We start from the raw sequence: 20,951 nt of genomic DNA, 5'->3' as shown, positions 1-20,951 counted from the left end.
CTCAAGCGGTTTTATAGATGTGCTAAAAATGATTAATCAACTTTCAGCAACAGCTTCTTTCTCTTTTTTAACATTCTGTGCAATAAACCACTGCTGCAAAATAGTAATACTGTTGTTCACAATCCAGTATAAAACCAAGCCTGCAGGGAAGAACAGCATGAATACAGTAAAGATAATTGGCATTAAGCGGAATACTTTTGCCTGCATCGGGTCGTTTGGCTGTGGGTTCAACATTTGCTGTACATACATGGTTACACCCATCAGTAATGGCAAAATAAACCACGGATCCATTGCTGCTAAATCTTGAATCCAACCTAACCATGGCGCATGACGAAGCTCAACACTCTCCATTAACACCCAATATAATGCAAGGAAAATTGGCATTTGTAAGAAAAGTGGTAAACAGCCTGACAGTGGGTTAACACCTTCACGCTTATACAATGCCATCATTTCTTGAGAGAAGCGCATACGGTCTTCACCAAACTCTTCTTTCATACGTTGCATTTCAGGTGCAATAACACGCATTTTGGCCATGGAACGATAGCTTTTTGCGGACAAAGGCCAAAGAATCATTTTAACCACAACCGTGAGTAAAATAATTGACCAGCCCCAATTGCCAAGGAACTTGTGGAACGTTTCTAAACCAAGGAAAAGAAGTTTTGCAATTGGCCATAACCAACCATAATCTACAGTTTGGTTTAATCCAGCAGCTAAATCCTTTAACTCAGATTGAATTTTTGGACCTGAATAGAATGTTGCGTTCACTTCCATTGATGTACCAACAGGTACTGTAATCACAGGGGAGGTGAAGCCAATAATATTCATATTGTCTGGTGATTTACGTGACTGCAAATCAGCTGTATATGGTTTACCATCTGCTTGAGTCAATTTAAGCGTACCTGGAATCCAAGCACTCACAAAATAATGCTGTACAACTGCAACCCAACCGCCTTGAGCCTGTTGGTTTAATTTTTCATCATTAAAATTGCTAAATTTAAGCTTATTGTAATGCTCATCAGGTGTACCCCAAGCACCACCTAAATATGTTCCTAATTGGAAAATACCTTGGCTTGATTTACCTGGATCCACTGAGTCATCACGTTTGATTTGACCAAAGAACTGACCTTGCCAACTCTGTTGGCTACGGTTGATCACTTTGTAGTCAACTGTGATTGGATATTGACCTTGTGTAAATGTATATGTTTTTACAACTTCTACACCATTTGCAGTTTTATACACCATTGGTATGGTCAGTACTTTGACTGCTTGTCCAACAGTTCTTGCCGCAGCTTGTGCATCAACAAGGGTATAACTGTTTTTTTCGACTTCAAATACTGGACGACCACTGCTGCTGCTGTCAGGGCCATTGGCACCAATTAAGCCTGATTGCGCAACATAAGTTCGGTTTTTATCACTTTCAAGCATCACAAAAGGTTGATTACTGTTTTTGCTTGAATCATGATTGAGCAGTTCTAAACGAACAATATCTCCGCCTTTTGGATTAATCCATACGCGGTAAAGATCAGTTTGAACTGTCACTAATTGCTGATTTGTTGTTGCAGTGGTTTCAGCATTTGCTGGCTGATTACCTGCAACATTTGCTGCAGTTGGTACATCTGTTGCTACATTGGTTTGACTGGTTGACACATCAGCGGATACTTCATTTGATACAACAGCCGTATTTTCTGGTGTTGAATTTGTATTGCCGTAGTCTTTTTGCCAAGCCAAAACGAGTACATACGCGGTAACTAATATCGCACCAATAATCGTAAACCTAGCCCATTGTTGCATAGCTATGACCCCAAATGGTTAGAGTAGAGTTGATTCATAAAATGCACACGAAAGGGTACGATAACGTGATGCACTTGAGAATGAATTTGCTGAAATGAAATAAAACGGATTACTTTTGACGATGATGGTACAGGATCATAACCGGAACCACCCCAAGGGTGACAACGACAAATTCGCTTTGCAGTGAACCAACTTCCTTTTAACGCACCATGTTGTTGAAGCGCTTCAATTGCATATTGAGAACACGTTGGGATATAGCGACACTGCGGACCAAGTAATGGACTCATTACAATCTGATAAAAACGGATCAACCAATGTAATATATAAACCATTGGTCATCTCTACTTTGGCGGGGAAACAATCGAAGTGTGTAGCTGCTTTTTTGCCAAGCGTTGTAACTTATTCCATGCAGATTGCAACTGTTTATGTAACTCTTCATTACTCACAGTATCAATCCCTTGTTTTGGCATGACCACAATATCTAGCAACTCAAGATGATTTTGATTCAAGCGAAAACTCTCACGAGTAATACGTTTTATTCTATTTCTTTCATGTGCCCGACGTACTTTCTTTTTTGCAACAATAATTCCTAAACGACTGGTGTCTTGTTTCGAAAAAATTGCCAAAAAAAGAAAATGGGGCTGATGCACTTTAAGAAGCGCATCATCGAATACACATTTGTAATCTGAAGCACAGCGTATTCGTCGTTCAGTGCTAAAGCTATAAAGCCTCATAAAGCCAAAGCTCAAGCCATAACAGTGTGAATTACACTGTTAAGCTATGACGACCTTTTGCACGGCGGCGAGCTAGTACTTGGCGACCAGCTTTAGTAGCCATACGAGCACGGAAACCATGAACGCGTTTACGCTTTAATTCAGATGGTTGGAATGTACGTTTCATATCGAAACTCCTAAAATTGATCTATCTTAAAGGTTCGCGATTTTATGGCTCATTTGAAGAAAAGTCAATCAATTTGTCATTTGTATCCACAATTTTAAATTTAAATTCATTTTTTGTTTTCTCTTTTTTAAATTCATTTTGATTTTTTAAATTCAAATTATGCACAGGTAAGCTCGATCTTATATATAAATTTAAATTTATAAATTTAAACTTATTATTATTAGGGAGGCTTTTTTCTGTGGAAATGTATATTTTTATCATTAAAAACAGTATATTATATTGTGGATAAATATGTTATAAAAAAAATAACAAATTGTGGATAACTTATGGAAAAAATTTATCCACAAAGTTATGATAAAGTTATCCACAGTGGATAACTCCACATGAGATTGCAAATTTATCCACTTTTCTTATGACAGATGTGGATAACTTGGGTAGAATAGCCACCCCTTCTATCGAAGGATAAAAAATTTAAATGAGAGGGAGGTGATCAATGCTTTGGACAGAATGCTTAGCGCGACTCAGGCAAGAGTTATCTGACAACGTATTTGCAATGTGGATCCGTCCATTGATTGCTGAAGATCAAGGTCAGACATTATGTTTGTATGCACCAAACCCTTATTGGACACGCTATATTCAAGAGCATCATCTTGAGCTGATTTCAATTTTGGCAGAACAACTGTCTGAAGGTCGAGTAAAACAGGTCGAAATTAAGATAGATTCGCGTCCTGGCGCCATTTTAAAGGCCAATGAACAGCCAAGTAGTGGGACAGCTGTAAAACGTCCATTACAGCCCACTCAGACACTTGCAAAGAAAGAGAAAGAGCCTGTTACACAAGGACAGCCAGCACGTAATAGCAAACAGAGACAATTGAATCCGTTATTTACATTCTCGCTATTTGTTGAGGGACGGTCTAATCAGATGGCCGCTGAAACTTGCCGCAAAGTGCTAACGCACCTTGGTGCATCTCAACATAATCCATTGTTTTTATATGGACCTACAGGGCTTGGTAAAACGCATTTAATGCATGCAGTCGGTAATGCACTTTTACATGCCAAGCCGAACGCACGTGTGATGTATATGACAGCAGAAAGTTTTGTACAAGATTTTGTCAGCTCATTACAAAAAGGCAAAGTTGAAGAATTTAAAAAAAATTGTCGTTCTTTAGATTTACTCTTGGTTGATGATATTCATTTGTTGGCAGGTAAAGAGGCCAGTTTAGTTGAATTTTTTTATACGTTTAATGCACTGCTTGATGAATCAAAGCAAATTATTTTAACGTCAGATCGTTATCCTAAAGAGCTGACTGAGCTAGATCCACGCTTAGTTTCTCGCTTTTCTTGGGGACTGTCGGTGGGTGTTGAGCCGCCTGATATCGAAACAAGAATAGAAATTTTATTGAAGAAAGCAGAAAGTACAGGGATTGATTTACCGCGAAATTGTGCATTGTTTATTGCACAGCAAGTGGTGGCAAATGTGAGAGAGCTTGAAGGGGCTTTAAACAAAGTGGTTGCTATTGCGCGCTTTAAAGGCTCATTAATTGATCTTGAAATTGTCAAAGAATCCTTGAAAGATGTTTTGGCGATTCGTGCTCGAACAATCAGTACAGAAAATATACAGCGCGTAGTCAGTGAATATTTTAGAGTACCGCTTAAAGAGTTAATTGGTCCGAAAAGAACAAGAATTTATGCTAGACCACGTCAATTGGCGATGGGTATTGCTCGAGAGTTAACAGGCAATAGTTTTCCTGAAATTGGTATGGCGTTTGGCAATCGTGATCACAGTACAGTCATGCATGCATGTGAAAAAGTGGTTAGCTTAAGAGAAACTGATCCAATTTTTGATGAAGATTATAAAAACTTAATGAGATTGCTACAAAGTTAAATTGTTTATTGAATTAAACCAACAAACTGTATTCAAAATATAAACTTTTTCGGTTTATGAATATAATATATTTGCAAACATGCGGCTGAGGATTACATTGTGCGTTTAAGTATCGCAAAAGAAAGTTTATTAAATATTTTATCTCATGTGGTTGGCGTCGTAGAACGTCGTCATACGTTGAACATCTTATCCAATGTTAAGATTCACGCATCACAACAAGCGCTGACAATCACAGGTTCAGATTTAGAGGTTGAACTTGTTGCAAGTGTTCCTTTTGCAGAAGGGGCTTGCTTACAACCAGGTGAAGTGACTGTACCTGCACGTAAGCTCATGGATATTTGTAAATCTTTGCCATCAGCGGCATTGATTGATTTACAAATTACTGAGGATCAGCGTTGTATTTTAAAATCAGGCAATAGTCGTTTTGTTTTAGGTACTTTACCTGCTGAAGATTATCCATTATTAACAACAGAAGGTACGCAAGGTTCACAAATTCAAGTGACACAAAAAGAATTGAAACGTCTTTTTGAAAAAACAGCATTTGCTATGGCTGTACAAGATGTTCGTTTTTATTTAACAGGCACGTTACTTGAAATTGATGAAACTCAATTGCGTACAGTGACTACAGATGGTCACCGTTTGGCATTATGTGAAACCACCGCAGAATCTACGGTAACCCAACCTTTGCAAGCAATTGTGCCACGTAAAGCAGTCGCAGAATTACAGCGATTATTGAGTTTAGATGATCACCCGCTGAATGTCTTTATTGGTCGTGAGCTATTAAATATTACCATTAATATTCCAAGCCGTGATAAAGAGCAGGGCAATGTGACTGTACGTTTTACCACCAAATTGATTGATGGCAAGTTTCCTGATTATAAGCGTGTTATTCCGCGTGGTGGCGATAAAAACGTGGTGATTGGTCATGATGTATTAAAGCAATCGTTACAACGTGTGGCTATTTTAAGTAATGAAAAATTAAGAGGTGTATTTCTTAATTTCTCGAATGATACATTAGAGCTTAAAGCCAATAACCCTGAGCAAGATGAAGCCAGCGAAAAACTCGCAATTCACTATGGATATAGCCCATTAGATATGTCATTTAATGCGCAATACTTATTAGACGTATTAAGTGTTTTAGATGGTGAAGATGTATCAATTACGATGTCTGAAGCCAATCAATCAGTATTGGTACAAGATCCTGCATATAAAGACCAAGTTTATGTGGTCATGCCAATGCGAGTGTAAAATTTAAAATGCATTTAAAGCGCTTACATGTAGAGCGTATACGGAATTTAGAAACGGTTGCAATGAAAGATTTGCGACCGTTTACCGTTTTATATGGTGAAAATGGTTCTGGTAAAACATCTATTTTGGAATCCATTCACATCTTAGCAACGGGTCGTTCATTTCGAACTCATATGGCTAAACACTATATTATGCATGATGCACCAGATGCGATTGTCTTTGCTGAAGCCGTAAACGACAAAATTGGCATTCAAAAGTTTGTATCTGGTGAACAAACAATTAAAGTAAATGGTGATCCGATTGCTACCCAAGGGCAGTTGGCACTGATGTTACCCGTACAATATTTAGACCCACTTAGTACGGATATTATTGATCATGGCTCAAAACCACGTCGTCAACTTTTAGATTGGCTGATGTTCCACGTGGAACCTGATTTCTATTTCACATGGCAACATTACTCACGGGCTTTAAAACAGCGTAATGCCTTATTGAAAAGTAAAAAACAAATCACATTGAATCAAATTGAACCTTGGAATAATTTATTGGCTCAATATGGTGAGTTATTGCATGTGCAGCGTAGTCAAGTAATAGAGCAATGGCGAGAGTTTTTTAATATTGAAATACATGCTTTGTTACCTGATGTTGTTATTCATATGGAATATTACGCAGGTTTTCAGACACAGCATCATTTACTTGATATCTTTATCGAGCAGCATACAAAGGATTGTGATCGCCGTTACACCGAATATGGACCACACCGTGCAGATATTAAACTCAAAACTATGCATGGTTTAGCGGATGTTATTCTTTCTCGTGGTCAAAAAAAGCTGTTAATCACTGCATTAAAACTGTCTCAAATTGCGATGTTGCATGCGAGTGACAAGGAAACTGTGGTATTATTAGATGATCTAACAGCAGAATTAGATTTATCAGCGCAACAGCGTGTATTAGGACGTTTACATGAGCTAGGTAGTCAAGTTTTTTTAACTACCCTAGATCAAGTAGCAGTAGAAAAACACTTATATAATTTGGGTATTTCTTACCAGTTATTTAATGTTCATCGTGGCATGGTGTATTTAACGCGTGAAACAAACCCAACCGAGTAATCATTTTTTATATATCACTAGGGAGAAACCATGAGTTCAGAGTCTCAATCTGCTTCTCAAACAGAACTAACCGATCAGAAAGCTTATGATTCTTCTAGTATCAAGGTATTACGTGGTCTAGATGCTGTTCGTAAGCGACCGGGTATGTATATTGGTGATACCGATGATGGTACTGGCCTTCATCACATGGTTTTTGAAGTAGTCGATAATGCAATTGATGAAGCACTTGCAGGACATTGTGATGATATTATCGTTACAATTCATCAAGATGAATCGGTTAGCGTCTCTGATAATGGGCGTGGTATTCCAACAGATATTCACCCAGAAGAAGGGGTGTCTGCAGCTGAAGTGATTCTTACCATTTTGCATGCAGGTGGTAAATTCGATGACAACAGCTATAAAGTATCAGGTGGTTTACATGGTGTGGGTGTTTCAGTCGTAAATGCATTGTCTGAAAAGCTAGAACTCACAATTCACCGTGCAGGTCAAAAGCATTTGCAAGAATATCGTCACGGTGTACCGCAATATCCGTTAAAAGTGGTGTCTGAAACAGAAACAACAGGTACAGTGGTTCGTTTTTGGCCAAGTGCAGAAACTTTCACTCAAACTATTTTTAATGTAGATATTTTAGCAAGACGATTACGTGAGCTGTCGTTTTTAAACTCGGGCGTTAAAATTGTATTGATTGATGAGCGTGTTGATCTTAAATATGACTACAATTTTGAAGGCGGTCTTGCTGAATTTGTGAAATACATTAATGAAGGCAAAACGCATCTTAATGAAATTTTTCATTTCAAAGTAGAATCAGACCAAGGTATTGCTGTAGAAGTTGCATTACAGTGGAATGATTCATATCAAGAAAACGTAAAGTGCTTTACCAATAATATTCCACAAAAAGATGGTGGAAGTCATTTAGCCGGTTTTAGGGCTGCATTAACACGTGGTCTAAACAGCTATTTGGAAAAAGAGAATATTTTAAAGAAAGAAAAAGTCACAGTGTCTGGTGATGATGCACGAGAAGGGCTAACTGCCATTGTTTCGGTCAAGGTACCTGATCCAAAATTCTCATCACAAACCAAAGAAAAATTGGTATCAAGTGAAGTGAAGCCCGCAGTTGAACAGGCAATGAATGTTGCCTTTTCAGAATACTTGCTTGAAAACCCTGCGGCAGCAAAAGCAATTGCAGGCAAAATTATTGATGCAGCACGTGCGCGTGATGCAGCACGTAAAGCACGTGAAATGACACGTCGTAAAAGTGCACTTGATATTGCAGGATTACCGGGTAAGCTTGCAGATTGTCAGGAAAAAGATCCTGTGTTATCAGAGCTTTACTTGGTCGAGGGTGACTCAGCAGGCGGAAGTGCAAAACAAGGTCGAAATCGTAAAATGCAAGCCATTTTACCGTTGAAAGGTAAAATCTTGAATGTTGAGCGTGCACGTTTTGACAGAATGATTTCAAGTCAAGAAGTCGGTACCTTAATCACAGCATTAGGGTGTGGTATTGGTCGTGAAGAATATAACCCTGACAAGCTGCGTTATCATAAAATTATTATTATGACCGATGCGGATGTCGATGGTTCACATATCCGTACACTGTTATTGACCTTTTTCTTCCGTCAAATGCCTGAACTGGTAGAGCGTGGTCATATTTATATTGCTCAGCCACCTTTATATAAACTGAAAAAAGGTAAGCACGAGCAATATCTAAAAGATAATGATGCGTTAGAAGCATTTCTCATCTCAAACAGTATTGATGATTTAACGTTACATGTTGGTCATGATGCGCCTGCTATTTCAGGGCAATCATTGGCAAGTGTAATTAAAGATTATCAAACATCACAAAAGAGTTTGACTCGCTTAACACAGCGTTATCCTGCTACAGTGCTAGACGCTTTAATTGCAATTGAGCCTTTTGCCTTAGATCGTAATACAGATCAGGCTTATGTTCATGCTTGGATTGAGCAAGTGCAGGCGCATGTAAGTCATTTACAGCCAAGTTTAAGACCTGAAATCAGTGTTGAAGCTTTTGAGCGTGAAGATACTCAGGGTGTAAAATCTACAGTATATTGGCCGCGTATTACTATTTTTGTGCATAATTTGCCACAACAATACTTATTGGAAAGTGGTTTATTTGGTTCATCTGAATATAGCCGTTTACTGAAAAACTCGAAAAGTTGGTTTAACTTGCTTGAAGAGGGTGCTTACTTAGTGAAGGGTGAACGCCGTATTCCAGTCAATACATTCCATCAAGTTTGGCAGAACATTATTCAAGACTCACGTCGCGGCATGATGATTCAGCGTTATAAAGGCTTGGGTGAAATGAATGCTGAGCAGTTATGGGATACTACAATGGATCCTGAAAACCGTAATATGTTGCAAGTGACCATTGATGACGCAATTGAAGCAGACCGCATGTTTAGCTGTTTGATGGGTGATGATGTTGAGCCAAGACGTGCATTTATTGAAGAAAATGCATTGAATGCTGACATTGATATCTAATTGATTACCGCATAAAAAAAAGCATTCTTTATGAATGCTTTTTTTATGTCTATGGGTTATGTTTAGCGGACAACACCTAAAATGCCAGAAGCAAATAAATAGCCAAGGCCAACCAAGAGCACAATCCAAATAAATGCACCAGCAATGTTATACATTAAAAACAATTTATAATTCATATGGCTAGAGCCAGCAGCAAATGGTGCAAAAGAGCGAGCAAATGGAATAAAACGCGCCATTAAAATGGTTTTTCCACCATGTTTTACAAAGTAGGCTTCTGTTTTTGCTAAATATTCTTTTTTAATCCAACGTGATTCATACGAGGTAATACGGTGACCTAATACTTTGCCTGTATGATAGTTGACAATATAGCCAAGTGTAGCGGCAATAAAAAGTAAAAATATCATGTAATCAATGCGTATAAAGTCTGTTGTGGCACACATGGCACCAATTGCCAGCAGGAGACTATCACCTGGCAGAAAGAACATAAAAATAAACGCAGTTTCTGCAAAAATGATTAAAAATAATATGGCATAGATCCAAGTCCCATACTCTTGTACCAGTACAGGCAAATAATGTTCAAAGCTAACCATCAAATCAAAAAAATTCATCGGGGTAAGGTTCCCACGTTATATTTACATAATATTTTATTGAAGCAATAGCATATGCTACTTGCAATTCATACAGCAAGCTTCAATTCTAACATACATTATGAAAAAGTGAGTTGAACTGAAGTTTTGATATTCTCAACAATATCAAAATATTAAAACTAACAATATAAGATATAGAATATTTATTAGGATTATATTAAAACTGACCTTTTATATTTTACTGGTTAAAGGATCAGATTATTGTCATTTGTTTGTTGCTATATTTTTGTTGCGATGAGGTCGGGGAGTAAAGAACTCCCCATTCTCATGTTCCACGTGAAACATTTTCTTTTAGAAAGATTGCTCAAGTGTTTCAAGTGCCATCATTAGTTCAAGTAGCTGCTCTTCGTCTTGGCTCAATTGGGTATTGAGCTGTTGCTGCTCATCCATAATACGAAGCAGGTCTTGTTTTTTCTCAGCCGAATAAAGCTCTGTATCCTCTAACTGCGTTTTAATGGCATCAAGTTGAGTTTGTATTTTTTCAATATGACGTTCAACCTTTTCAATATCTTTCTTTAAAGGGCGTGTTTGTTCACGTTGTTTTGCAGTTTCTTTGCGCTGTACCTCTTTATCCGCTTTAAGCTCAGGTGTAGCAGCGACCACAGTCTCTTTAACTTTCGCTTTTTTATTTTGCGATGCGGAGTAAGCATTAATTTGTTGCTGACGTGCCTGTCTGAGCCACTGTGCATAATCTGTTAAATCACCACGGAACTCTTCACATGAACCACCATGAACCAAGACCAAGTCATCACAGACGCTAGCAATCAATTGTCTTTCATGCGACACCAAGATAACAGCGCCTTGGAAGTCATTTAATGCCATGGTGAGGGCATGACGCATATCTAAATCTAAATGGTTGGTTGGTTCATCGAGTACCAATACATTTGGACGTTGCCACACAATGAGTGCCAAGGCCAATCGTGCGCGTTCACCACCTGAAAATTTCTCACATGGGGTATCCATTCGTTCGCCACTAAAACCAAAACTGCCTAAAAATGAACGTAATGCTGCTTCACTAATTCTAGAGCCTGCAAGACGTGCAAGTTGGAGCATTGGACTGGCATTGGCATCAAGTGCATCCATTTGATGCTGTGCAAAATAGCCAATATTTAATAGATCAGATGCTTTTCTTGAACCACTTAACAGAGGTAAATCACCTACTAAAGATTTGATTAGTGTTGATTTACCTGCACCATTCATCCCAAGTAAACCAATTCTTGAGCTTGGTGTAATTTGTAAATTAACTTTTTGAGCAATTTCTTTATTTGCATAACCAATACTGACATTGTCTAACGTCAGTAAAGGCGTACTCATTTTAGTAGGCTCTCTAAAACTAAAAGTAAAAGGCGTGTCTACATGAGCAGGTGCTAAAAGCTGCATCCGTTCAAGCTGTTTAATACGGCTTTGCGCTTGACGTGCTTTGGTGGCTTGCGCTTTAAAGCGGTCAATATACTTTTGCATATGTGCACGCGCTTCTTGCTGTTTATCAAAAGCTTGTTGCTGTTGGGATAGGCGTTCACTTCGAATGACTTCAAATGATGAATAATTGCCTGTATACAGAGTCAATTTTTGGTTTTCAATATGTAGAATATGATTGGTCACAGTATCTAAGAAGTCACGGTCATGTGAAATCAGAACTAGTGTACCTGTATAATTGCTGAGCCAATCTTCAAGCCATAAAATAGCATCTAAATCTAAATGGTTGGTTGGTTCATCAAGCAACAATAAGTCAGAGCGACTCATTAAAGTTCTGGCTAGGTTTAAGCGCATACGCCATCCACCTGAAAAACTCTCTACATTTAATTGCATTTGGTGTTCAAAAAAACCAAGCCCTGCCATCAGCTGTGCTGCTTTGGCATGTGCGGTATAGCCATTGATTTCCTCAAAACGTCCATACAATTCAGCAATTTCATCGTTTGATAATGTATCGACATGATCTAATTTTTGCTGAATTTCCCAGCATTCTTCATCACCTGATAAAACAAAATCAATTGCAGGCATATCTAAAGCTTCAATTTCTTGTGCCATATGCGCAACGGTCCACCCTTGTGGACGGCTTAAATTGCCTTCATCGCCTGAAATTTTACCCAATAGCGCAGCAAACAGAGAAGATTTACCTGCTCCATTCACACCAGTTAAGCCTATTTTCCAGCCTGGATGTAATTGCAGCAATGCATCTGTTTTAAATAAGACACGACCGCCGAGACGTACACTAAAATGTTCAAGCTGGATCATAAGATGTTCAGTATCAATAATAATAAGATGGGGGTATTCTAATGCTTATAGGCCATGAAAACAAAATAAAAGCACAAAGCGAAGATATCTTGTTTATAAATAAAATATGCTATGATAGCGGTCTGTTTGGTCTTGCCAAACGATCGGTTGATTTGAGGAATGCCCATTATGACTGCTCAAGCTTTAGTATTAACAGACAATGCAGCAAAAAAAGTGCGCCAACTTCGTGATAGCGAAGGTAGCCAAGAATTAATGTTGCGTGTTTATGTCACAGGCGGTGGCTGTTCTGGTTTTTCATATGGTTTTAATTTTGCTGAAAGTGCAAATGATGATGACGCAGCATTTGAAAATGGCGATGTTAAAATGCTTGTTGACTCACTCAGTTATCAGTATTTATTAGGCTCAGTGGTTGATTATATTGAAGGACTAGAAGGTTCGCGTTTTGTGGTAAAAAACCCAAATGCAACCACAACTTGCGGTTGTGGCTCTTCATTTTCAGTGTAATTGTATACAGACTGATCCAAAGCGGCCGATATGAGCCGCTTTATTTTTGTCAATTAAACTGCAGTGATGGTGCCTAATATACGTGTTGCATCAGCCCCAGTAACAGCAGGCAAATTCCCTGTTTGCTGTGTCACAAAACGCATAGCCAGCCATGCAAATGCTGTGCTTTCTACCCATGTTGGTGAAATACCAATGACATCAGTCGTTTGTACTGTCCATTCATGTTTTCTTAAACGCCAACGCAATTGTTCTAAAATGAATGAATTATATGCACCACCACCACAGACATAGACTTCGCCATCTTGGATTCCAGACCGATAAATTGCCTTTTGAATGGCACGTACTGTTAATTTGGCTAAAGTGGCTTGGATATTCTCGGGTAAATCGTCAATTTCTTCGTATTCAGCATCATTTCGCCAATCTATAATTTGCTCATCAAGCCAATCTAGGTTGAACTCTTCACGACCTGTACTTTTAGGCGGTTTTTTCCCAAAGAAATCATGTGAATATAAACGGTCAAGCAAAGCACGAATTGGTGTGCCATTGGCAGCCCAATTACCATTTTCATCATAAGGTTGACCCGTATAACGGCGACACCAACCATCCATCAGGATATTACCAGGTCCTGTATCAAAGCCTGAAATTTGACTTTGGTTGGCAGGTAAAATACTAATGTTTGCAATCCCACCAAGATTTAAAATGACGCGGTCACGCGTTTCGTGTTGAAAAATTGCTTGATGAAATGCAGGAACTAACGGCGCACCTTGGCCACCTGCAGCCAAATCGCGACGTCTAAAATCTGAAACCACAGGAATTTTAGTGATTTCAGTAATTAAATTTGGATCACCCAACTGTAACGTAAAACCATCTTGTGGACGATGACGAATAGTCTGACCATGTGAACCAATTGCTTTAATTGTTTTACGGTCTAAATTATTTTTCTTGATTAGCTGATTAATTCCTTTTGCAATTTTTTTTGCTAAAGTCACATCAGCTTTGCCCATTCTATCAATTTCATTGTCACCTGGAAGGGTCAATGACATGAGCTCATCTTTTAAGTCGGTATCAAAAGGGATTGTCAGTGTCGCATGTAACTTTAAAGGTTCAAAAGACGCAGCGACAATGTCGATACCATCCATACTTGTTCCTGTCATCACTCCAATATAGATTGATGTCATGATTAACAAATCCTGCAATGTATTGAAAAAGTGTTAGTATATCTCACAAATTGGATAACTAATGTGTTTGGATTTTGTGATGTCAAATTTTTTATCTGCTGAAGAACAGTTGGCTCTTATTAAAAGAGGCACGCATGAGATTATTTCTGAAGAAGATTTACTGAAAAAGCTCAAAGAAAATCGCCCGTTACGTGTCAAAGCTGGCTTTGACCCAACAGCACCAGATTTGCATTTAGGGCATACTGTTTTAATTAACAAATTAAAAGTTTTTCAAGACTTAGGTCATGAGGTGTTATTTTTAATTGGCGACTACACGGCAATGATTGGTGATCCATCAGGCAAAAGTGCAACACGTCCGCCATTATCACGTGAACAAGTACTTGAAAATGCAAAAACTTATCAAGAACAAGTTTTTAAAATATTAGATTCAAGTAAAACCAAAGTGGTATTTAACTCAGAATGGTTTGCTGAAAAAACAGCTGCGGATTTAATTCAGCTTGCGAGCCAACAAACAGTATCGCGTATGCTAGAGCGTGATGACTTTACTAAGCGTTATCAAAGCCAACAACCTATTGCAATTCATGAGTTTTTATATCCATTAATTCAAGGTTATGACTCTGTCGCATTAAAAGCGGATGTCGAATTGGGAGGCACAGATCAAACATTTAATTTGTTGATGGGCCGTACTTTACAAGGTCGTTATGGTCAACAATCACAAGTTTGTATCACCATTCCAATTCTTGAAGGCTTGGATGGCGTACAAAAAATGTCGAAGTCATTGGGCAATTATATTGGTGTGTTTGATACACCTGGTGCAATTTATCAAAAAGTACTGTCTATTCCAGATACACTTATTGAGCGTTACTTTGAGCTATTAAGCTTTCAGCCTATTGATGCCATTCAAAATCTCCTTGAAGACATTAAAAACGGTCGTAACCCACAAGAAGTTAAACGAATTTTAGCTTTAGAATTGGTTGAGCGTTTTCATGATTCAGACGCTGCTGAACATGCACATAAAGGGGTTGGTAACCGTATTGTAGATGGTGAAATTCCTGAAGACCTTCCTGAAGTTGAAGTTTCTCGTGGCGAACAAGGTGAATTATTTATTGCATCTATTGTCCGTTTAGCTGGGCTCACCAAAAATGCAGCGCAAGCAAAAGATGCAGTTGCGCGTGGTGCAGTTAAAGTTGATGGTCAAGTGGTTGATGCAAGCTATGCAGTTCGTGAAAACACAACATTAATTATTCAAGCAGGCAAAAAAGCCATTGCTAAAGTTGTTTTTCAAGACTGATATTTAACCTAATAAAAAAAAGAAGCCATCTTGGCTTCTTTTTTTATTGCTGCATTTGTCATACTTTTTAAACTTAATTTGTTAAGAATAACATTTTATCGTGTTTTATTAGATTGGTTTATAAAATGAAAGCGTGGATTTTCAAGCAAAAACGAGCAATATTATGTTTAAGCGTAGCCACATTAATGTCAGGTTGCCAAAGTACTCAAGATAAACACACAGAAAAAGACTCTACAACGACACACGTGGTGACTGCACCGACAGCAGTGCAAACGCCTTATCAATTAAAAATTTTGCATATTAATGATCACCATTCACACTTAGATGAAGATCAAGTTCAATTGAAGTTTGATTTAGGTCAAGGCAATGAAGCATTTTGGGTGAAGCGAGGAGGTTTTGCTCGCGTAACCGCCTTAATGCAAGTGCTTGATCAACCTGAGCAGACCATTAAGATGCATGGTGGTGATGCAACCACAGGCGATTCATATTATACCTTAACCGATGGTGTTTCAGATGCTGTTGCTATGAATCAGATCTGTTTTGATACTTTTGTCTTTGGTAATCACGAATTTGATGCAAAAGATCAAGGCTTAAAATTCTTTATAGATCAATTGACCCAACAGCAATTGGGCAGGTGCCAAAAACCGACTCAAATTTTAGCTGCAAATGTGGTCTTTGGTCCAACCTCACCGCTATATCAAAATCAGCAAGTTAAAAAATCCACCATCATTGAAAAACAAGGTGAAAAAATTGGCATTGTAGGAATTACCATTGCCAAAAAAACAAAAAATGCAGCCCAAACCAATGCTGATACGCTGTTAACTGATGAGCTGACAGCTGCACAACAAGAAATTGATGCTTTGAAAGCACAAGGTGTGAACAAAATTATTTTACAATCGCATATTGGTTATGATTTCGATCAAAAAATTGCTCAGCAACTTACTGATGTCGATGTAATTGTTGGGGCAGATTCACATACCTTTTTAGGTCCTCAATCTTTAAATACTGTTGGGCTAAAGCCACAAGGTGAATATCCAACCCGTACCACCAATAAAAATGGTGATCCAGTATGTATTGTACAAGCATGGCAATATACCTATGTATTGGGTGAGTTGAATGTACAGTTTGATCCCGAAGGCCGTATTATCAATTGCCAAGGTACACCACATCTTTTACTTGATGAACATATTAAGCATGCCAATACGGGTAAAGAAATATCTGTAGAAGAGCTTGAAAAAATTGAACATATTATTCAAAAAAATGATTTACCACTTCGTTTTGTAACCCCTGACTTTAATACTCAAAAGGCGATTCAGCCGTTTAAAAATAGAAAAGAAATCCTCGAAAATACAGTCGTTGCAACTGCAAAAACACCATTTTGTACGCAAAATAAACCAAGCAAAACACCAAAAGAAAGTTGTGTTACTTATGGTGGAGATATTCAGCAATATGTTGCAGAAGCCATCTACCAGCAAGCACAACATTACTTCAAAGCAGATTTGTCGTTACAAAATGCAGGTGGGGTGCGTATGGCAATACCACAAGGACCGATCACTCAAGATACGGTTTATCAATTAATGCCATTTAAAAATAAGCTTGTACAACTCAGTATGACGGGCGCAGAAATTAAAGCCACGTTAGAAGATGCGATTGATGGCTCAGCAGCCAGTGCAGGTGGTTATCCTTATGCAGGTGCAATGCGCTGGGTGGTTGATCTTACGCAGCCGAAAGGACAACGTGTACAGCAGCTTGAAGTTCGTGCATCATCAGGTAAATATCAACCAATTCGCTTGAATAAAACCTATCAAGTTGCAACGAGTGATTTTTTAGCGCACGGCTATTGGTATTACAGCACTTTAAAAACAGTGACAGGATCTCGATATCGTGAATTCAATGTAGATTATACCCAAGTCTTTTTAGATTATTTAAATGCATTACCGACTGTTAAAGGGGAAAAAGTAATTCAAAGATTGCCAATTTCTGCATACAGCACACAATCTTTAATTGATGCACCTTAAGGGGATTAAAAATTAAATGCCAACACACTGACTCAGCATGATCATTAAAACAAAGAGATATTTTTACTAGAATAAGTGATTAATGTCATACAGATTAAACGCGATGCCAAGATAATGCAGTTTTTTCATGGGTTAAGTGAAGATGCATTGTTTTAAAATGACAAGCTTAAAATTATCTGTGCTTTGTGTCAGTGTGGCAGGCATGATGCTCGGTTGCCATAGCGCAAAGCAACCTCATGTTGAGCCTACTTCAGTGGTAACACCGCCACCATTTGAACTGACCATTTTACATATTAATGACCATCACTCACACTTAGATGAAGAAACTGTCAAACTAAAATTTGATGTTGGTCAAGGACCTGAAGAGTTTATGGTTGATCGAGGGGGAGTGGCACGTGTTGCAACCATGATCAAACAATTGGATCGTCCGCAGAAAAATATACTAAAAATGCATGCAGGAGATGCCATTACAGGTGACTTCTATTATACCTTGACCGATGGTGTTGCAGATGCAGCAGCCATGAACCAAATTTGTTTTGATACCTTTGTTTTGGGTAACCATGAATTTGATGCAAAAGATGCAGGATTAAAATACTTTTTAGATGCACTTAAACAACAAGGCAAATGTAAACAAGCCACGCAAGTGTTATCTGCAAATGTCACGTTTGGGCCATCTTCGCCGTTATATCAAACCAAAGATGTGCAAAAAACAGCAATATTTGAAAAACAAGGTCAAAAAATTGGGGTGGTTGGTTTAACCATTGCTGGAAAAACTAAAAATGCTTCACAACCAAATGCAGATACTATGTTTGCAGATGAAGTAAAAATAGCTCAGCAAGAAATTGATAATTTAAAATCTCAAGGGGTAAATAAAATCATCTTGCAGGCCCACTTAGGATATGATTTTGATAAAAAAATTGCACAACAGCTCACAGACGTGGATGTGATTGTAGGGGGAGATTCACACACATTTCTTGGACCAAAACAGCTTGAAACAGTAGGTTTAAAGCCTGAAGATGAGTATCCAAAACAGCTCAAAAATAAAAATGGCGATCCTGTCTGTATTGTTCAAGCATGGCAATATAACTACGTACTTGGTGAGCTGAACGTCAAATTTGACCCACAAGGCCGCGTTATACAATGTTCAGGCACGCCGCATATTTTAATTGGGGATGATTTTAAACGTATAAAAGATCCTACACATGTCATCAATCAAGCCGAGCTTGGAAAGATTAAACAGCAGATTGCACAGCAAAAACTGCCGTTTGACATCGTTGAACCTGATCTAGACATGCAAATTGCACTACAACCTTACACTTTGAAAAAGCAGTCCTTTACTTCACATGTCATTGGCTATGCTCCAGAAGACTTATGTACACAAAGCAAACCAACCCATCAACCGACTGGAATGTGTTCAACTTCAAGTGGTGATGTGCAACAGCTCATGGCTGAAGCTATGTATTTGCAAGGTAAAAAGCAATTTAAAGCAGACTTTTCTATACAAAATGGTGGTGGTGTACGGATAGAAATTCCAAAAGGGCCTGTAACAGTAGATATGGTGTATCGTTTATTGCCTTTTAAAAACAAGCTCGTGCAATTGGATATGACCGGTGCTGAAATTAAAGCAACTTTAGAAGATGTGGTCGATGCTTTGGCAGCAAACAATAAAGGCAGCTACCCTTATTCGGCAGGAATGCGCTGGCGTGTTGATAAAACATTGCCAAAAAATCAGCGTATTCAAAATATTGAAGTTAAAAATGGGCAAGGAAAATTTCAACCAATTTCACTTCAAAAAACCTATCGTGTTGCCACAATTGATTTTTTAGCGAGAGGGTCTGAATCGTATACACGCTTTAAAGATGTTACAGGAACACGCCGTCATGATTATGAAACAGACTATGCGGATATCTTTTTAAATTATGTGGATAACTTACCCACAGTGAATGGACAAAAACAAATACGCCGTTTACCTGTATCAGATTACAGCACACAAAAATATATTGAATAAAAAAGCTGTTTAATCCGGGTCAGCAGGTCATCTTATTCAAGGTGGCCTGCTTCTTTTTGAAAAGGTAGAATAAGTTGATGAATAATATCTACCATGATATTAATCACATGTTCTTGATCTTTTTTATTATCTGCAATGTAGCTTAATGAGATATTTTCGATTGCAGACCATATTGCAATACAACTGTAAAATAGATCAGCCGAATGATGCTGTACATTGGGCTGGAATAGATTCATCAGTGCAGTTGCAAAATAATGACGTATATCATGTCGTAAAGACTGATGTTCTGGATAGGCAACCAATGCAGAAACAATCATTTCATATTCAATGCCATAGTCTTGCACACATTGAAAATAGTTCTGTGCAATAATTTGAGCAGTATCATTAGTACTTAATGAAGTACTTATTGCAGTTTCAATACGTTGAATCAATTGTTCATCATAACGTCGGTACAACGCATACAATAAATTTTGTTTAGATTGAAAATGATTATACGTAATGGGTTTAGTTAACTTGGCTTCTTCCGCCAATTTGGTCAAAGTAAGGGCATCTGTGCCCTCACTTTGAATCATCTTGAATGCCAAATCGAGTAATTGTTCGCGACGATTCTCTTTTGACATACGTGAGATAGGGTGAGCCAAAATAATTTCCTAAGCACTATATTGCGCAGATAAAGGCAATCCAAAAATTTTGTCGAACGCCCAACTAAAAAAGAATGTAAAAAACATAAAAAACAGCGTTAAGCCAATATCTAAGAAAAAAGCATCAAGTAAGCTGATTTCTAACCACCATGCGAAAAGGGGTAAAGTGATGGCAACAAAACCGGCTTCAAAGCCCACAGCATGCTGAATCCTACGTTTTAAGCTTCGTCCTTTGTCTGGTTGCTTAGCTTCCCACCATTCAAAGATCATATTAAAAATAAAATTCCAGATAATAGCGAGAACGACAGTCATAGCAGCCAAGATGCCAGATTGTGTTGCATCTTTAGATGAAAATAAGAAAAAAATAGTACTGATGATTGAAAAGCTCAACAGCTCATAAAATACAATATATGTAACACGTCTTTTTAAACCTTGCATAAAACACCTCGAAATCAATTAAGAACAAATACTAAAATCTGTCTGATCGATTAAGGAGGGCAAACCATTGCATAATTTAACTGCTTTAGAAGGATCACTATTGCACCATAAGTTACTATTGGTAAATTACCAATAGTAACTTATGGTGCAATCATGTCAAGAAGAGAAAATATGTAAATAAAATAAGAAATGACTCAATTTTTTAAAATTTAAAAGCGAATTGACTTATACATGAATGGAAATTAAGCAAAAAACACATAAATTGGCTTAAAACGCACAGTAACTGACCAAGCGGAAGAAATAGTTAAAAAAAGGGGTTGCGTTGGATTAGGAATGGTCTATAATGCGAATCCATCGGCGGTGCTGTTAAATAAAACTTGTTGATAAACAATAGCTTGGGTTATTGAGTTGGTTTTAGAGACGAACTTTATAGTTTAAGAATAGGTTTAGAGATAAGGAAAAATAAATAGCACAACTGCTTGACTTCTTCGAAGAAGAGAGTAATATAGCCGACCTAGCTTACTGATGACGAGTCACTAAGTAAATCATTAAAAGCAATGAA

17 protein-coding genes are annotated in these 20,951 nt (G+C 38.0%); 8 read left to right on the top strand and 9 right to left on the bottom strand.

The window, feature by feature from the left end:
* Window positions 1-36 precede the first annotated feature (36 nt).
* Genes yidC through rpmH form a run of 4 tightly spaced genes read right to left on the bottom strand, consistent with a single transcriptional unit; the run spans window position 37 to window position 2,691 of the window.
* On the bottom strand, window positions 37-1,791 hold the full coding sequence (yidC, locus tag CFY84_RS10765; RefSeq protein ID WP_088824356.1) for a membrane protein insertase YidC: 1,755 nt from the start codon (window positions 1,789-1,791) through the stop codon (window positions 37-39).
* A gap of 2 nt (window positions 1,792-1,793) precedes the next feature.
* Complete coding sequence (gene yidD / locus CFY84_RS10760; protein WP_088824355.1) at window positions 1,794-2,123, bottom strand: membrane protein insertion efficiency factor YidD; 330 nt, start codon at window positions 2,121-2,123, stop codon at window positions 1,794-1,796.
* Between the two features lie 9 nt (window positions 2,124-2,132).
* On the bottom strand, window positions 2,133-2,525 hold the full coding sequence (rnpA, locus tag CFY84_RS10755; protein ID WP_088824354.1) for a ribonuclease P protein component: 393 nt from the start codon (window positions 2,523-2,525) through the stop codon (window positions 2,133-2,135).
* 31 nt (window positions 2,526-2,556) lie between these two features.
* Complete coding sequence (rpmH, locus tag CFY84_RS10750) at window positions 2,557-2,691, bottom strand: 50S ribosomal protein L34 (protein ID WP_000831329.1); 135 nt, start codon at window positions 2,689-2,691, stop codon at window positions 2,557-2,559.
* Between the two features lie 493 nt (window positions 2,692-3,184).
* Here rpmH and dnaA point away from each other — a divergent pair, with 493 nt between their 5' ends.
* The 4 genes from dnaA (at window position 3,185) to gyrB (ending at window position 9,429) form a co-directional block, all read left to right on the top strand.
* Window positions 3,185-4,576 carry a chromosomal replication initiator protein DnaA gene (dnaA, locus tag CFY84_RS10745; protein WP_088824353.1) on the top strand — a complete coding sequence of 464 codons (1,392 nt, stop codon included), beginning with the start codon at window positions 3,185-3,187 and terminating at the stop codon, window positions 4,574-4,576.
* 99 nt (window positions 4,577-4,675) lie between these two features.
* Window positions 4,676-5,824, top strand: a complete 1,149-nt coding sequence (dnaN, locus tag CFY84_RS10740) for a DNA polymerase III subunit beta (RefSeq protein ID WP_088824352.1) — start codon at window positions 4,676-4,678, stop codon at window positions 5,822-5,824.
* A gap of 8 nt (window positions 5,825-5,832) precedes the next feature.
* On the top strand, window positions 5,833-6,930 hold the full coding sequence (recF, locus tag CFY84_RS10735; RefSeq protein WP_088824351.1) for a DNA replication/repair protein RecF: 1,098 nt from the start codon (window positions 5,833-5,835) through the stop codon (window positions 6,928-6,930).
* A 30-nt stretch (window positions 6,931-6,960) separates the two neighbouring features.
* A complete protein-coding gene (gene gyrB / locus CFY84_RS10730; RefSeq protein WP_088824350.1) occupies window positions 6,961-9,429 on the top strand; it encodes a DNA topoisomerase (ATP-hydrolyzing) subunit B in 2,469 nt (822 codons plus the stop codon).
* A gap of 62 nt (window positions 9,430-9,491) precedes the next feature.
* Here the strand turns inward: gyrB and CFY84_RS10725 are convergent, their stop codons facing one another.
* Both CFY84_RS10725 and CFY84_RS10720 read right to left on the bottom strand, forming a co-directional pair.
* The gene (locus tag CFY84_RS10725) at window positions 9,492-10,037 is read right to left on the bottom strand and encodes a VTT domain-containing protein (RefSeq protein WP_088824349.1); all 546 of its coding nucleotides are present in this window, start codon (window positions 10,035-10,037) and stop codon (window positions 9,492-9,494) included.
* Window positions 10,038-10,367: 330 nt separating this feature from the next.
* Window positions 10,368-12,311, bottom strand: a complete 1,944-nt coding sequence (locus CFY84_RS10720; protein ID WP_088824348.1) for an ATP-binding cassette domain-containing protein — start codon at window positions 12,309-12,311, stop codon at window positions 10,368-10,370.
* A gap of 168 nt (window positions 12,312-12,479) precedes the next feature.
* Between CFY84_RS10720 and erpA the strand changes: the two genes are divergently transcribed.
* A complete protein-coding gene (erpA, locus tag CFY84_RS10715; protein WP_088824347.1) occupies window positions 12,480-12,815 on the top strand; it encodes an iron-sulfur cluster insertion protein ErpA in 336 nt (111 codons plus the stop codon).
* Between the two features lie 53 nt (window positions 12,816-12,868).
* Here the strand turns inward: erpA and CFY84_RS10710 are convergent, their stop codons facing one another.
* On the bottom strand, window positions 12,869-13,993 hold the full coding sequence (locus CFY84_RS10710; protein ID WP_088824346.1) for an anhydro-N-acetylmuramic acid kinase: 1,125 nt from the start codon (window positions 13,991-13,993) through the stop codon (window positions 12,869-12,871).
* Window positions 13,994-14,054: 61 nt separating this feature from the next.
* Here CFY84_RS10710 and tyrS point away from each other — a divergent pair, with 61 nt between their 5' ends.
* The 3 genes from tyrS (at window position 14,055) to CFY84_RS10695 (ending at window position 19,310) form a co-directional block, all read left to right on the top strand.
* A complete protein-coding gene (tyrS, locus tag CFY84_RS10705; RefSeq protein ID WP_088824345.1) occupies window positions 14,055-15,284 on the top strand; it encodes a tyrosine--tRNA ligase in 1,230 nt (409 codons plus the stop codon).
* 125 nt (window positions 15,285-15,409) lie between these two features.
* Window positions 15,410-17,302, top strand: a complete 1,893-nt coding sequence (locus tag CFY84_RS10700; RefSeq protein ID WP_228149644.1) for a bifunctional metallophosphatase/5'-nucleotidase — start codon at window positions 15,410-15,412, stop codon at window positions 17,300-17,302.
* Between the two features lie 157 nt (window positions 17,303-17,459).
* Window positions 17,460-19,310, top strand: a complete 1,851-nt coding sequence (locus tag CFY84_RS10695) for a bifunctional metallophosphatase/5'-nucleotidase (protein ID WP_228149643.1) — start codon at window positions 17,460-17,462, stop codon at window positions 19,308-19,310.
* A 32-nt stretch (window positions 19,311-19,342) separates the two neighbouring features.
* On the opposite strand, the gene CFY84_RS10690 is transcribed toward CFY84_RS10695, so the two are convergent.
* On the bottom strand, window positions 19,343-19,951 hold the full coding sequence (locus CFY84_RS10690) for a TetR/AcrR family transcriptional regulator (protein ID WP_143218787.1): 609 nt from the start codon (window positions 19,949-19,951) through the stop codon (window positions 19,343-19,345).
* Between the two features lie 9 nt (window positions 19,952-19,960).
* Window positions 19,961-20,389 carry a PACE efflux transporter gene (locus tag CFY84_RS10685; protein ID WP_088824342.1) on the bottom strand — a complete coding sequence of 143 codons (429 nt, stop codon included), beginning with the start codon at window positions 20,387-20,389 and terminating at the stop codon, window positions 19,961-19,963.
* Window positions 20,390-20,951: the final 562 nt, after the last annotated feature.

Source organism: Acinetobacter apis, assembly GCF_900197575.1.
GTDB classification, from domain to species: Bacteria; Pseudomonadota; Gammaproteobacteria; order Pseudomonadales; family Moraxellaceae; genus Acinetobacter; species Acinetobacter apis.
Note: the sequence above shows the minus strand (reverse complement) of the source record. Positions and strands in the feature narration are given on the sequence as shown.